This is a genomic window from Pseudoalteromonas sp. SG41-2 (assembly GCF_014164535.1).
Classification (GTDB): Bacteria; Pseudomonadota; Gammaproteobacteria; order Enterobacterales; family Alteromonadaceae; genus Pseudoalteromonas; species Pseudoalteromonas rhizosphaerae.
In genome coordinates this window covers 155,040-169,599 of record NZ_JACJFK010000005.1, presented here as the reverse complement: position 1 = coordinate 169,599, position 14,560 = coordinate 155,040, and the positions used below count along the sequence as shown (strand labels likewise).

12 protein-coding genes are annotated in these 14,560 nt (G+C 41.5%); all 12 read right to left on the bottom strand.

Annotated elements, in window-relative coordinates:
- Nucleotides 1-73 precede the first annotated feature (73 nt).
- The gene (locus tag H5186_RS05855; RefSeq protein ID WP_182717724.1) at nt 74-2,095 is read right to left on the bottom strand and encodes a formylglycine-generating enzyme family protein; all 2,022 of its coding nucleotides are present in this window, start codon (nt 2,093-2,095) and stop codon (nt 74-76) included.
- A 335-nt stretch (nt 2,096-2,430) separates the two neighbouring features.
- Nucleotides 2,431-6,171 carry an H-type lectin domain-containing protein gene (locus tag H5186_RS05850; RefSeq protein WP_182760717.1) on the bottom strand — a complete coding sequence of 1,247 codons (3,741 nt, stop codon included), beginning with the start codon at nt 6,169-6,171 and terminating at the stop codon, nt 2,431-2,433.
- Entirely contained in the window at nt 6,168-6,662 is a 495-nt protein-coding gene (locus H5186_RS05845) for a pilus assembly PilX N-terminal domain-containing protein (protein ID WP_182717722.1), read from the bottom strand. Before H5186_RS05845 ends, H5186_RS05850 begins: the two co-directional genes overlap by 4 nt.
- A complete protein-coding gene (locus H5186_RS05840) occupies nt 6,652-7,482 on the bottom strand; it encodes a type II secretion system protein J (protein ID WP_182740311.1) in 831 nt (276 codons plus the stop codon). Before H5186_RS05840 ends, H5186_RS05845 begins: the two co-directional genes overlap by 11 nt.
- Nucleotides 7,482-8,018, bottom strand: a complete 537-nt coding sequence (locus H5186_RS05835; RefSeq protein WP_182740310.1) for a prepilin-type N-terminal cleavage/methylation domain-containing protein — start codon at nt 8,016-8,018, stop codon at nt 7,482-7,484. Before H5186_RS05835 ends, H5186_RS05840 begins: the two co-directional genes overlap by 1 nt.
- Entirely contained in the window at nt 8,005-8,496 is a 492-nt protein-coding gene (locus H5186_RS05830) for a type II secretion system protein (protein WP_182740309.1), read from the bottom strand. The genes H5186_RS05835 and H5186_RS05830 overlap by 14 nt, the downstream gene beginning before the upstream one ends.
- A gap of 10 nt (nt 8,497-8,506) precedes the next feature.
- Nucleotides 8,507-9,040, bottom strand: coding sequence for a prepilin-type N-terminal cleavage/methylation domain-containing protein (locus H5186_RS05825; RefSeq protein ID WP_182740308.1), 534 nt, complete (start codon nt 9,038-9,040; stop codon nt 8,507-8,509).
- Nucleotides 9,041-9,062: 22 nt separating this feature from the next.
- Nucleotides 9,063-9,656, bottom strand: coding sequence for an agglutinin biogenesis protein MshB (locus H5186_RS05820; protein WP_182794234.1), 594 nt, complete (start codon nt 9,654-9,656; stop codon nt 9,063-9,065).
- Between the two features lie 2 nt (nt 9,657-9,658).
- Entirely contained in the window at nt 9,659-10,882 is a 1,224-nt protein-coding gene (locus H5186_RS05815) for a type II secretion system F family protein (protein ID WP_182717749.1), read from the bottom strand.
- The gene (locus H5186_RS05810) at nt 10,869-12,596 is read right to left on the bottom strand and encodes a GspE/PulE family protein (RefSeq protein ID WP_182794233.1); all 1,728 of its coding nucleotides are present in this window, start codon (nt 12,594-12,596) and stop codon (nt 10,869-10,871) included. Before H5186_RS05810 ends, H5186_RS05815 begins: the two co-directional genes overlap by 14 nt.
- A complete protein-coding gene (locus H5186_RS05805; RefSeq protein ID WP_182717715.1) occupies nt 12,593-13,660 on the bottom strand; it encodes a lipopolysaccharide assembly protein LapB in 1,068 nt (355 codons plus the stop codon). The genes H5186_RS05810 and H5186_RS05805 overlap by 4 nt, the downstream gene beginning before the upstream one ends.
- Nucleotides 13,657-14,559 carry an ExeA family protein gene (locus H5186_RS05800; RefSeq protein ID WP_182717714.1) on the bottom strand — a complete coding sequence of 301 codons (903 nt, stop codon included), beginning with the start codon at nt 14,557-14,559 and terminating at the stop codon, nt 13,657-13,659. Before H5186_RS05800 ends, H5186_RS05805 begins: the two co-directional genes overlap by 4 nt.
- Nucleotide 14,560 lies beyond the last annotated feature (1 nt).

Sequence of the window (14,560 nt, the reverse complement as noted above, 5' to 3'; positions counted from 1 at the left end):
TCGGCAATAAAAAGTGCAGCTACCTTTGTTAATTGGGTAAAAAAGGAAGCAACGCTTCCTTTTTAAATTAATTTTATCGTTCGCGTACTAGACGAAAACCGATATAGTTTGCACGAAAGTCTGGCGCTAAAATCAAACGAGTTGAAGCACGAGCTAAACTAGGTGCAAAATTCCACGCACCACCTCGGACAGTAACATCCGCTTGTTCAGCTGACTTATGAGTCCATTCCCATACATTTCCTACCGTGTCGTAGAGACCAAACGCATTAGGTGCAAAGGAGCCAGTTGGCGATGCACTTTTATTTGACCACTCACTACCACACCATCCACAATTGGCTAAATTTTTACCTATTTCATTACCCCACGGGTATTCAGTTTTAGTACCAGCGCGTGCTGCATACTCCCACTCAACCTCATTAGGTAACCGGTATTGTTGACCTGTTTGACCAGACAACCAATCAGCGTATGCTTTCGCATCGTTGTAGGTTAAGCACACGGCAGGAAAATCACTGCCTTGCTCAAAACCTGGATTACGCCAGTTTAAATTTGCTTCCCAGACTGGTTCGCCATTTAAATAATAGGCGCAACCACGATTACGCTCAGCTTCAGTTTTATAATTAGTGTTGCTGACGAACTTTTGATAAGCACCGACTGTCACTTCTTTATTTTGCATCGCAAATGAGTTTGCAATGGTTTTTTCAACAACTGGACGCTCATTTGCAAGTCCATTACCATTGATATCACCCATTTCAAACTTACCTGCGGGAATGACTACCACGTCAGCAGCTGCGGCATTGCCTATAGCTGTACTGGTTACTGATGTCGTATTACGTTGCTCACTGGTGTATGTCGGTGCAGCAATCGACTCAGGCTTTTTTACCAACTTAGCATGAATCGTCTGCGGCTTTCGTAAATCAACACGCACGCGATAAGGTTTATAACCCTGCTTGCGAACTTCAACATCATGAATACCACTTGGTAAAGTCGTTGCTAAACGTGTTGAACCAAAACTTACGCCATCAATAAACACTTCGTCATCGTATACATTTGAACGCAGCGTGAATTCAATCATTTTATTACTATCAACGACCTGTGTATCAACCGTTGACATTGGTTTGACTGAATAATCGCGTATCGGTTGCTCGCTCAAGCGTGACACCGAAACGTTGGCATTATCCTGACCATCACTGAATGTTAACTGACTATCAGTAAAAGTAGTGTCATAACGAGTTTGATAAGTTGCCGTTAGCGGCGTGCCGTACTCTGAACAATAGCGATTATCAACACTCAATAAATTACATAAGCGACTGCTATTCACATCACCGCGCATAGTGACGCTTAAGTTAACGTTATAATTGCCTTGGCCGCTAAAAGCACTATTGACCACATGGCTACTTAAAACCTGTACTTGCGCACCAGCCATATTGCGCTTTGGTTCAACTAGGCGCTCTTCAGTTAAGTTAGCAAATATTTGATCTACAAAACGCTTGGTTGCTTTTTGTAAGCCCATTTGCTGGCCTCGTTGCTCACAGGCTGCCAATGTTTCTGTACGTTTACAGTTGATAGTGTGATTAACTTCTAGCGTCCCTTCACGGGTAAACTCATTACGTAAGCGCTCAACTCGGGCTGTTGTTAATTGTTCTTTTAAGCTTTCGAGTGTATTTAACTGGGTATGTTTTGCTACGCGAATTTGTTCAATGTCTTTGCGGTGGGATGCAATTGCCGCCAACTGCATCGCGATATCGTCTTTATTTTGCTTATGATCAACCACAGCTTGCTGGTATCGCGCCTGTGCAGCACTTATATCAATAGTGGGATCATCAATTAAACGACGATACATTTCATTCATGGCATCAAGTGCTTGATTTTTTTCTTTGTCCAGCTCAGTCGAACGAGTGCGTAATAAATCAAGTTGACTTTGTAACTGACTTTCTTCTTTTAAATGTTTTTCAAGTATCTGTGTAGCGTTATCGTATTCAGCTTGTTTAATACTGATCTCAGATTCAATTCCAGTAACTGTGGCTGTATCTTGTGCAAATGCACTTGATGCAAACAAGCTAGCTGAAATTAACAGAGATAAAGGAGCAATTCGCATATATTCCATTCCCAAAAAGCGGCAATTATTTGGTCATTATTTATTTTTTATAATTAAACTCTTATGCTATGTACTTGCAAGGCAAAACACAAGCTTTGTTCAAAAATTATCTGAGTTTATACCTAATTAGCCTCAAGATGCGAGCTTCAGTTGGAATTAAAAGTGATTTAAGCTAGGCATTAGTTGCAAATGATGGCTGTTCCCTTGTTAAGATCAGCCCCCTGTAAAAGTAACCTAATATAAATTAGCTTTTAACCAGCCCATAAAGCGCTTTATAGGAACCAACTTTGTGAAACATTAAGCTCTGAATTTTAAGCTGGTTTGACATACAGTTATTACCGTACTTCACGCCAGTAAATAACACGATCATTTCCTCTAAAACGGCCAAATTGTAAAATTCCTTGCGGATTTAACTGACTTGCGTCTCCTTGCCAATCCCACTCAAGCCAATTTTCTGTATCGTACTCAAGTGTAAAAATACCTGCGCCTTTAGGCTCAGCATAGATACCATTACTCGCTGGGTAAATGCCTTGTTCGAGTTGACCACTTCTTCCACTGCCATAAATATAACTGAGCTCAGGCGTGCTAGGAGTGATTTGTGTTATTTGTGGGTGTGCAAAGACAGTGCAATTATTATTAGTATCAAGTACAAACTCGCTGCCATTAAAATACTGCGCCTGCATAGGCACAAGTAAATTATCTAAATCAGACCCTGCATTATCACCCAGCACTAAGCGGCCAAAGCGAAAACTAATAGGCGTATCGTTAAGCACAACACTATTACAGCTGCTGTTTGCTGCGCAGTCGGTTGCTAAATTAGGATTATCGTCGGCAGCTGTTAATACAGCCCCTTCAATTCCCGTCACAGTTGCCATCAAATTTACACTTTCAAATGGGCCATCGGGATCATTAAAGCCGCGTCGAGCTAAAATAGTATCGCTATCACTTATAGTAAAAAGTCCTGCTAGGGCTGCGGTACTGCCCCACTGGCTAGCCTCTAAGTTTTGCAATCTAGGAGTTAAACTACTACCCGAGACATAATTTCCTACTTCACTGTTCTCTGCATTAATGCTTACCGTTGAATTAACAAACCCGCCTATATAGTTTTTCATTACTTGGTTATTTTGATTAAGCGCCTGAACAGTAAACCCTAACGTAAACGGTTCACTCAAATAAGTGCTATTGCTGCCATAACGGGTGCACTGTGCATTGGCTTGAATATTTTGTACCGCATATTGCGAAGGCGCAAAACGACCAACACGAGTAATCGCTCCGCGCACATCACCGGCCCCCAAATAGTCGGCATCTTTGAGCCCCGCAACTAAATCAATAATACCAACTTGGTCGTAGCTATAACTTGATATTGATTCACTTAAGTTACCGGTATCTGCAAACGCAACTAAATTTTCTTCTTGTAACGTACCCAGCACACCCGCTGTTGGCAAATAAACGCTGGGTTGCACATCCGGTTGCTCACCAATAAAGTGCTTAGCGACTGGATTACTTGAAATAGCACTGTAATTATCTGGGTAGCCATCATTATTGGTGTCTTGGTTATCAAGCCATTGCACCGCATTCATTTTTAGCGAAAATGACTCGCCGGTTAGTTTAAATAAACTGCCGCTGGCATCATTAGCTTGCGCACTGGTATCAGCAAAGTTCATTGCTAAACCAAAGGGCTTAACCACAAATTCATTTGAGCTACCCGTTAAATTCACCGATAAATTAGTCACGGGATCGAGCACTAAGTTTAATTTTGCATTCAAACTCAGTTTGCCAGCATCGGGATAATTAATCACAATCGGTGCTTTTGAATCACTATCAAACTTTAAAGGCACTGTTTGATAACTTTGACCAATGCTATGGGTTGTGCTGTTATTTGTTAGAGCAAGATTATCGATGCACGTAGAGCCTGCACTGCAGCTATAGGCTAAATCTATAGCCACCTCTCCACCAGCAGGAAAAGCAGCTTCGCACACTCCGGTTGTGGTATTCGTTTTCACAGCTTGGATTGCTAATTGTGATGCATTGAACCCGGTGTTTGACGGTTTACCTGATAATTGGTTTAAAATTGATGTGGTGTTATTAGTCTCATCGCTAAAAATAAACCCCGCGTCTGAAAAAGTAACCTTACAACCACCTAAGCCCACATTTGTACCACCAATATAACAACGTAGCGGCGCTGATGGGTCTGCAACATTATAACCAAATTGCACTTGCCCTGTAGTACGCTTAGCGAACTGTAAATCTGTAATGCCAGTAAAAGTTATCACCTCACCCGTCACCCAACTTTGTTGAGTACTATTATTTGGTGATAAATCTAAAGTGGATACTTCATCATAAATTATATCGCATGCATCATTAGCACAAGCAGTTAGCGTTAGTTCTTTGGCTTCGCAGGTAAGGCCTTTATTATCACTCATTGATAATCGGTAATGATCCAATAAAACCGGCGTATTAATACCACAAAAACCAGGAATGTTATTTGGTACTGCAGTACCAGTAAATGATGAACTTTCTTCAGCAATTATCTCCGTGCCTGAGGTGATCATGCCAGTATAATGAGCTTCTTGTGCAATGCGTACTTCACCTGTTGCCACTAAAAAAGCTGAAAAATCGACTGCGGCACCAATCGACACCGCACCATCTACATAAATCGCTAAATACGCCCCATTTTCTATTGTAATTTTAGTATTCGCCACAGTTAAAAATGACGTCGACAGTAACGTAGTAGAGTTTTGTAAAAAAATACGTGTGGGTGCGGTTACTCTATACTCAGGCGCAATCATGGTCATTTGTAACTCATCAAAAAAATAGTCACCACCGAGTGTTGTAGGAATTGCACTACCCGATGAGCCATCATTGGCCACTGTTGGTACTTGTGAAGCTTGTCCTGCAGTTAACGCATTTTCACCTTTTGCAGCGCAAGGCTGACCATTACAAAGAGGGATATTAGTTAATGCCGTTGAAATATAGTTTGTGGTCGTAAGCATATTCGCGTTGTTATCGGTGACTGTCACTCCTTGGACTAACTGAATTTGGCCATTGTTATAGGTTGCAATCGCACCGGGGAATAATGTGTCACAACTTAGAACATCGCCATTTGACACAAACGTACTGGTCATAGCTAAGATAGAGGCTTCTTCGTCTGGGTGCCTACGCTCATTGTCTCCATCACGGTCTTCATCAACAACTATTCCCAAACGCGTACGAGTCAAATTGCAACTTCGTAGCCAACCACCATCTTCGCCCACTCGGCTATTTTTACTTGCAACAACCAATGGAGCAGTAGCAAAATTATTTGAGAAATAAAAATAGTTACAACCGTCACTCCAACCATCGACATTGTAACCAGTAAAAAAGCTCTCCCATAAAACTTCTACCTGATTATCATCAACAAAGGTACGATTGTTGCCAGGCTCAACAACTAAATAAGCCACTTTTTCACTATTTATTAAGCCACTTCGTGTCTCTGAGGCTTCTAGCGCAATATTAACCCCCGAAGTTGTTAGCGAGTTAGTTTCTACGGCAATCGTTAAAAATGGTCGTAATGCATCTGTAGGTGGATTGCTTTCCAAACTATTAATGGTTTGTAGAGAGTGAAAAAAGTTCGGCCTAACAGCAAAAGGTTGAGCAAAATTTATTGCCTGATAACTTTTAGGCAAAACGTAGTTAGACTTAGGACCATATTGAATCTCTAATTGGATATCTGTACTGCCAACCTCCATTATTGTGCCATCTGGAAATTCATGAACACCGTACTCGACCGCTAAGTAATGTGCTCCCATAGTAATATGCTCACCGTCTTCCCCGGTAGGTTCCAAAGGTAGAGCTTCAAATCCGGTTGTTGTTACATTACGAATTCGTACAATCGCAGGATTACCCCCTTGATTAGTTGATAGCATAAACACCGCGGGAGGTGTTTCGTACTCTTGTTGAAAGTTTATCTTGGTCCAAATCGGTGAGACATAAGTGTCTTGCAACTCAATAAAGCGCCCTTCAATTTTAGGAACTACAGCAATGCTGTTAGCACTAAAGATCATTATGATTATGAAGATGAATAACTTATATATCATGGCAAAGTCTTCGCTTCGACAGAGAGTGTACGCTGAGTTTGCCAGTAGTCTTTACGACATGCTTCGCCGATAGCACAACTACTTGGCGAGCATGTGGCACGGCTTTGTAAATAAAAAACATTCACCGAGCCTGCGCTATTACTGCTATCAGGTACATTCAAGTATTGCTGACAAGTTATCGTTACTGTGCAGTTCTCTAAATACTGAGTTTGAAAAACAGGGGAGGTAGTTACTGCTGCACAGTTTAGTGCTGGACTATTAAGTGGAAATATTTCAGTTAGCCCGCTTTCTAACCCACTTTGTGCAGCTAAATAAGCGCGAGAGCCATAATACTCGATCACATTTTGCTGCGAAGATGCCGATAAAATCCTGACTAAAGCCAAGCCAAGTACTAGCATCACAACAATGATCACCAAAGTGACAATCAGTAGGTTACCACCTTGATAAGCTTTATTTATAACCGTTCTTTTTATTCGTGGGCTAAGGTACATTGGGTATATGCACCTCATGATTAAACATCATAGCTTCATTATCATTAAACGCCATAATCGCGTGAATGTTCAGCACTGCATTACGAGTTAATGCAATATCCCCAATTCTAAAAAATGCATTATTTGCTAGGTTATTTTCTATATGGAGCGCTAATAGATCACGTTTAACGCCTGTTGTAGCCTGTAGCTCAACTGCATCCAGCTGGGAGCTATTGAAGCCATAATCTTGATAACGATAAAGCTGTGTCCCTTCTACACAAAAACTAACAGGCGTCGCCAGTAAGTAAATTCGTTTTGCTGGTGACTCTTGTGCAAATGCTTGATCAAATTGCCATTGATCTAACTCACTGTTTGAAGATGATACGAAATTAGTTAATTGCAGACGTTTATTATTACTTACGTCGTAGACTTCTGCTGGATCTAATGGATAAATACTGGCCCAATCGCCAAGACTTGGTTGAGTTAAGTCATTTAATTCAAAATCTACTGCCGTAACAATAAAGGGAGCAGTGTTAGGTAAGTAGCCAGTGTAATGGGTAGCTGATTGAAAAGGCGTAAACTCAAGGCATTGGCTCAAACCACAGTTATTTTCACAGCTTAAACGTAAAGAGTTTGGCATCGCATGACGTAGCTCTTTTGCTAAACGTGTCAACATAAAGCGTGCTTGTGCTACAGCCTCTTGGCGCTCCACCCCTTGACTATAAATATTAAATCCAGAGTTAATAAAAGCAAAAGAAGTAACAGCCAGTATCCCCAATATAACCATAACAAGCAGAAGCTCTATTAAGGTAAATGCTGATTGTTTTAGGTACTTACTCATCAATAATTACCCTTATATGCACTAAAACCGTATTCTTCGCCATTGGGACTGCTTATAATTACCGTGACACGCTTTGCTAGTACACCATCGTTTGCTGTTGCGCTATTAAAGTCACTGTCATATACAACGGTAACGACCACATTAAAGCCTTGATATTGGGTAAGCACTTGACCCAAACTATTTGTTATAGGCTGATCACTCAATGCAATATAATCGTCAACATCATCATAAGTGGTGCGTGTTTCGCCCTCTTCTGAGCCTAAGTTCTCTGAGCTTGTACAATCTTCAGCATCTAATGAACTTTCAGAGCAACGCCTAAATGGCGGTGCACGCTCGCTGTGCTCATCAAATGACTTGGCCAAAATTTCATTCATTAATGATTGCCCTAACTCATTTGCCCGCAACTGTATGATAGGGTCTGCGCTTTGCCGTGCTTGAGGTGCAATTAACCCTGTAATAATCGTCAGTGCAATGGCAAAAATGACAATGCTGATAATCAATTCAATTAAGGTAAATCCATGATTATGGGCACGCATAAATAAGCCCTTCGCCACTGATACACACACCGGCAAGCGATATATCAATGCGACAAGTGCCATCACAACTTTGATCGCTTCGACCTAAAGGATCAAAATTAATCTGCGTAAATTGGGCCCCTTTATCGTCCAATGCAGTAAAAACAAAATCACTGCGCTGCGTTTTAATAGCTACTACTGAATCTTCCGGGTTATTTACATCAGCACCACCTGTGCAGGTATCCGGTGTCGGTCCTGCAATTAAGGTCGCGGTTATGTACAATTTATGACAACTCGTAAGCCCAGTATCTTGCATTGCTCGTAACTGAGCTGTTCTTAGCACTGCTAATACCCGATCGCGATATGCATAAGCGTCTTCCGTTGAACTCCCTAGAAACTTGGGCCCTGCCGTTACCGACAGGATACCCAAAATAACTAAGGTGATAATCAATTCAACCAAAGTAAAGCCACGCAATCGTTGCTTACACGTATATTTCATTGTTAATGAATTAACACTCATCCAATACGATATTAACTACTGGTGGATTATCTTTACTCGTTGCTGGTGTGTACTCAACACGGCAATTATCGGTTACAACATAACTATTAGGGAAGATAGTAACTATTGTGGTTTCACTATCACCATCGACCAGATTGAAATCAGCACCATTTACATTTGAAGCAACAGCAGTCACATCTGCAAAATCAATATCTAAGAATTTCTCAAATGCTTCAATGGTACCAACAGGGTAGCCATAATGAAGTGCTACGCCTTCCACTTCTGGGGTTACATTGGCGTCGTCATATGCATAATTTTGCACACTGGCAATTATCGCCTTACCATTGACTATATTCATCCCACTGCGAATAGAGCCTTGAACGCCCTCAAGTGTTGATGCATTGGCATCTCCTTGAAGATTCAAAAAGCGAGGGGCGGCAACAACAGCCAAAATACCTAAAATGACGATCACGATTATCAGTTCTACCAAAGTAAAACCAGCTTGTTTATTAACTACGTTACTTTTCATTGATTGCGTTTTCATAAGTAAGCCTCTTTGTTATTACTTAAGATTTAAAAATTTGTACTTTGCCTGTTACAGGAAAGTACGAAAATCCACTGGTGCCAACATATGGTTCACCATCTATTGGAATATTTTTCGCATCTAAAGAATGAGTTAAATAGTAAATGCATTGCAGTTTATCTGCGTTATACCTCACTAAAAACTTTGCATCTTTAACTACTGACGCGTCACTACCTAGGGTATTGCTTGGCGCACCTTGTAAAATCACATTCAGCACCTGTTGGCATTTGTAACTACTCATCACTAATGCCTGCGTGTTCTCTTGCTCTGTTTCATCACTTGTTGGCGTGCCTAATCGGCCATCAACACCAACAACTACACCTCCATAATTTATATGCGTAACAAACTGCGAAACCCCATTTCCAGATGGTCTCGCGTCCAGCTCCCATTGCCCCCTAATTAAACCAACAGCACTGGCAAAACCACCAGCAACGGCATCAATATTTGAACGATGGGCTCGCTCCTTAATATCTAAAAACTGCGGTACAGCAACACTCATTACAATCGCCAATAAAATAACCACAAGCACAAGCTCCAAAAGAGAAAAACCTGCTATATGGCCTGGTTTACTGGGCATTGTTAACCCCCTTTAATTGCAGACATCATGTTCCACATCGGCATAAAAATACCGAGCGCGAGAATTAGCACCATAACGGCAACTATCACTGTCAAAATAGGCTCTATCTTGGCGGTTAAACTACGTAAGTCGTAATCGACTTCTCGCTCGTAATAATCAGCGGCTTCTTGCAAAAGCTCATCAACTCGCCCTGTTTCTTCACCAACAGCCACCATTTGTAGCACTAACTGGGAAAAAAGCTCGCTACTCCTTGAGGCCCTTAACAGGCTGTCACCTTTTTCTATATCTTGACGAATATTTAAAATTGCACGTTCCATATAGGTGTTATCTACCGCTTTTGCCGTTAAAGACAATCCTGTAGTCATAGGTACACCAGAGCGCAATACCATGGCTAAACTTTGGCTATACCGTGCAAGTAATGAACGATGAATAATATTTCCAACAATGGGGATCTTTAATTTGTAGTGATCCCAGTTATATAACCCCTGCTCGGTTGCCAAATAGCGCCGCCAAGCGATCACACTGCCAATAAGAATGAGTAATAAAAGCCACCAGTAATTAACGAAGAAGTAACTTGTTGCCACCAAAATTTGGGTCATTAATGGTAGTTCTGCATCAAATTTCGCGAACATGGTGGCAAACACCGGGATCACAAATATATTTAAAATCACCATTGCAACTAATAATGCAGCAATAACAAAAGTGGGATAGCGCATTGCGGCCTTTATGCGTTTGCGCGTTTCTTGTTCTTTCTCAAAATAACTAGCGAGTTGGTGAAAAGCATCTTCTAACCGCCCTGAGCCTTCGCCAACCAATACCATTGCGATAGTTAATCTGCTAAAAACTTTATTGTGCATGGTCATGGCACTGGAAAGATCCCGACCTTGCTCTAGTTGTTTGATTATGTCTGTTAAAACCAGCTTAAACTCTTTATTTTGTGTGGTATCAGCTAACCCCACCATGGCACGAATAATCGGGATGCCAGCTTTGAGCAACGAGTACATTTGCCGCGAAAACATAATCATGTCTGCCAGGCCTATTTTTTCTTTGAATAGTTGCGCAAGCGGAAGGTTAATGTCGCTTTCTTTATCAATTTGGGTAATCGAGATCGGCGTAAATTGGCGTTTTAACAAGCTGTCGGCAACACCTGCCTGGCTGGCAGCTTCAAGTTGCCCCTTAATTAAAATGCCTTTTTGGTCTTTAGCTTGATAGTTATAAAGGTGCATCATCACCTCCTATCAATTCAGGGATATATTCAGCGACTTTAAATACTTCATCTAAAGTGGTTATCCCCTGCTTGGCATACCCTAACGCCATGGTAGATAACGGCGCAAAGTAAGGGTTGTTCTTGGCAGCCCGAGCAAAGCCTTGAGTGTCATTTTGACGAAGACACTCCATCATAGCTTCATCCATTTCGAGTAACTCAAAAATACCGACTCTCCCTTTGTAACCTAAGTGGTTACACGCAGTACAGCCTTTGCCATGAAAAAATGCGGTATTGTCTACATCAACATTTAGGTACTTTAACCAACTCGCTTCTTGCACATCAGGGTAGTATCGTTGTTTGCAGTTATCACAGACTCGCCTAACTAAGCGCTGGGCAATGATGGCTCTTAGTGAGCTGGCAACTAAATAGGCTGGTGCTCCCATATCAATTAGCCGCATAGCACTGGTTATAGCGTCATTAGTATGCAAAGTTGAAAGCACTAAGTGCCCTGTTAACGCGCCCCGCAGGCCTATATCAACCGTTTCTTTATCACGCATTTCCCCCACCATTAAGATGTCGGGGTCTTGCCGTAATGCTGTTCTTAATATGCTGGCAAAACTAAGCCCTATTTTATTTTTAATTTGCACTTGGTTTATCCGGCCAATACGATACTCCACCGGATCTTCTACAGTTATTATTTTATTTTCTGGCTGATTTAGCTCACTTAACGCCCCATATAAAGTGGTTGTTTTACCTGAACCTGTAGGCCCTGTTACCAAAATCATGCCATGAGGACGCTTTAAGATTGAGCGAAACCGCTTTAGCAACGCTGCTGGCATACCCGTTTCATCTAATGATAATAGCCCTGCAGATTGATCTAATAGCCGCATTACAACCGACTCACCATATTGCACCGGCATAGTAGACAAACGCACATCAATGCTATGTGTATGCACTTTAATATTAAAACGGCCATCTTGCGGTAAGCGTTTTTCTGATATATCTAAACCAGACATTAACTTAAGCCGCAGCACTAATGCTGAGGCTATTTTAACTTGATTGAGTACATGCTCCTGCAACACTCCGTCGACGCGTTGACGAATCCGTAACATACCTTCATCTGGTTCAATATGGATGTCTGATGCTCTGACTTGTACAGCATCTTCAAAAATCGATTGTAATAGCTTCACTACGGTAGCATCAGAGGATTCATCACCTAACGAATTTAAATCAAACTCTTCTACATCTTCGTACTCTTCATGTAACTGCTCGGCAAAGCTGGTAATTTCTTCTGTCCGCCGGTAAACGTTATCAAAAGCAGTCATGATCTGACTTTCTTGCACTACCGCTAAATCAATTCGCTTTGGCGCTAAAATTGGTGCGAGTTGATCAAGCCCTCTTAAATCGGCCGGATCACTCATCCCCACAAGTACTGAGTCACCATTATCTTCTATAACGAGCGCTCTATAGCGGCGCGCCATTACTTCAGAAAGCAACTTGGATACTTCAGGTGAGATTTTGCGTTGCGAAATATCTAAAAAGGGAACTTTTAATTGCTGAGCTAAAAACCTTAGTAATTGTGGCTCACTAATAAACTCAAGAGCAATTAACGTTGCACCTAGCTTACGCCCGGTTGCAGCCTGCACGTTTAACGCTTCACTCAATTGCGCTTCAGTGATCATGTTTTCTTCAACTAATAAATCACCTAACCTTAGACGTAGACTGGGTCTCATGACACACCTCCTAAGGTCTGCAAACGTTGCTTTGCATGTTTTAACACTGCAGGGTTTAAGTTACCCACTTCGATTGCAGCTAGGTAATAACGTTTCGCCGAGAGGTAATCACCTTGTGCATCTTTAGAAGTCGCCATAGCTAACCACCATTTACCTTGCTGAGGCTGTAACTGTGTTAATTGCTCAAAGCAAACCAATGCACGAGTATGATCACCTAACTGCTGCGCAGCAGTGCCTTTAAGCGCCCAATATTGCGCATCACCTTGGCTATCAAAATCATCGCTTAATAATTGTTGTACCACTGAATATTGCTTGCGCGTAATATAAATTTTACTAAGCTGCACTCGCCACTCGAGTACTTGCGAGTCAAACGCAATGCCATGTTCTAAAATACTTTGCGCGGATAAAATATCTTGCTGCTGAAAATAAGTTGCTGCGAGTAAACTTCTTGCAGCTATATTCCCTTTATCTCGATTAAGAATTTGGCTTAAATCATCTATGCCTTCCTGATATAAACCAAATTCGAGGGCTTGCTTAGCTTGGCGCAGTAGCTCAGCTATTTGCTGTTGCTCTGTTCGTTGCTGAGTCACTTTTTTAACCTGAAAACTACTTTGTTTATTGGCACTAGGCACTGTATTTGGCTCAACCGTGATAGCTGCAACCATGGGTTTTTCAGCTACAAACGGCTCTTTGGTGTCCGTTTTTACCGCTGCGACTTCTTCAATAATGGGTTCTACTTTAGCAACTGGTTTAATTACATCAGAGTTACTCACCACAGGAGCATTAATTAACACTGGCGTGTTATTTTGCTCAGCCTCTTTTGAGCTTTGAGCTTTGGTAACTAGATCCATTCGTTCTGGTAATTGAGCAGCATCATCACTTGCTGTAGGTAAATAAATATAGCTCAATACAACCACTAACAAGGCAATGGCGATTATTAGTAGCTTTTTAATAACACCATGCGAATCATAAACAGGGTCTACTACAACTGTACCTTGCTCATTTAACGAAGTTGTTGGCTGTCGCTGCTCAATATTTTTAAGCATAGAATTAATGACACTCATAGCCATTGCCTCCACGCCCAAATTATCATAATGGCAATAGCCGATAGACTCACCACTGCAATATTCCAACCATTGATGTAATTATTCACGGTGCAATCTTCGGTGTCTTTTACCGCAAGCTTTATGTGCCGGCTACTTACTGCGGTGAGCCCTTCACCGTAAGCTTGCAGCAAGGTTTTATGACATAAGATATTTACTAACCGAGGAATACCACGACTTGCTTGCGCTATTTTTAAGCCTAATTGCTTGGTAAATAGCGGTGCACCTTTAAAACCTGCGACCTGTAATCGATGATTAATATAGTAAATTACTTCGCCGCTAGTCATTGGTCTTAGCTGGTAAGAAAAGCTAATACGCTGGCGTAATTGGCGAACCCGTGTATGCGCTAGTTTTTCGTCTAATTCGGGCTGCCCAAACAGCACCACTTGAATCAGTTTTTCGCTTTCAGTTTCAATATTGGTAAATAGTCGTAACGCTTCAAGAGCATCCCAGCTTAGGCTTTGCGCCTCATCTATCAGTAAAACAACTTTTTTGCCTTCTTTTTGTAACGCTAATAAATGATGATTGATCAACTGACTTAGTGCTTGCTGATCTAATTGTTTATCAACGTCCATACCTAGCTCTACAGCGAGTGCCCAGCGTAGCTCATCTGGGCTTAAATATGAGTTAGGTAGATAAGCAACGGTGTAATCATGCTCAATTTGATTAAGTAATTTACGGCACAATAAAGTTTTACCCGTGCCGACCTCTCCTGCTACCTTAATAAACCCCTCTCCCATTTCAAGTGCAGTAATAAGCACCTGCATTGCTTCATTATGCGGTGCAAGCGCACAGAAAAACTCGGTGTTAGGGGTTAAGGTGAAAGGCATTTCACTTAAATTAAAAAAGCTCAAATACATA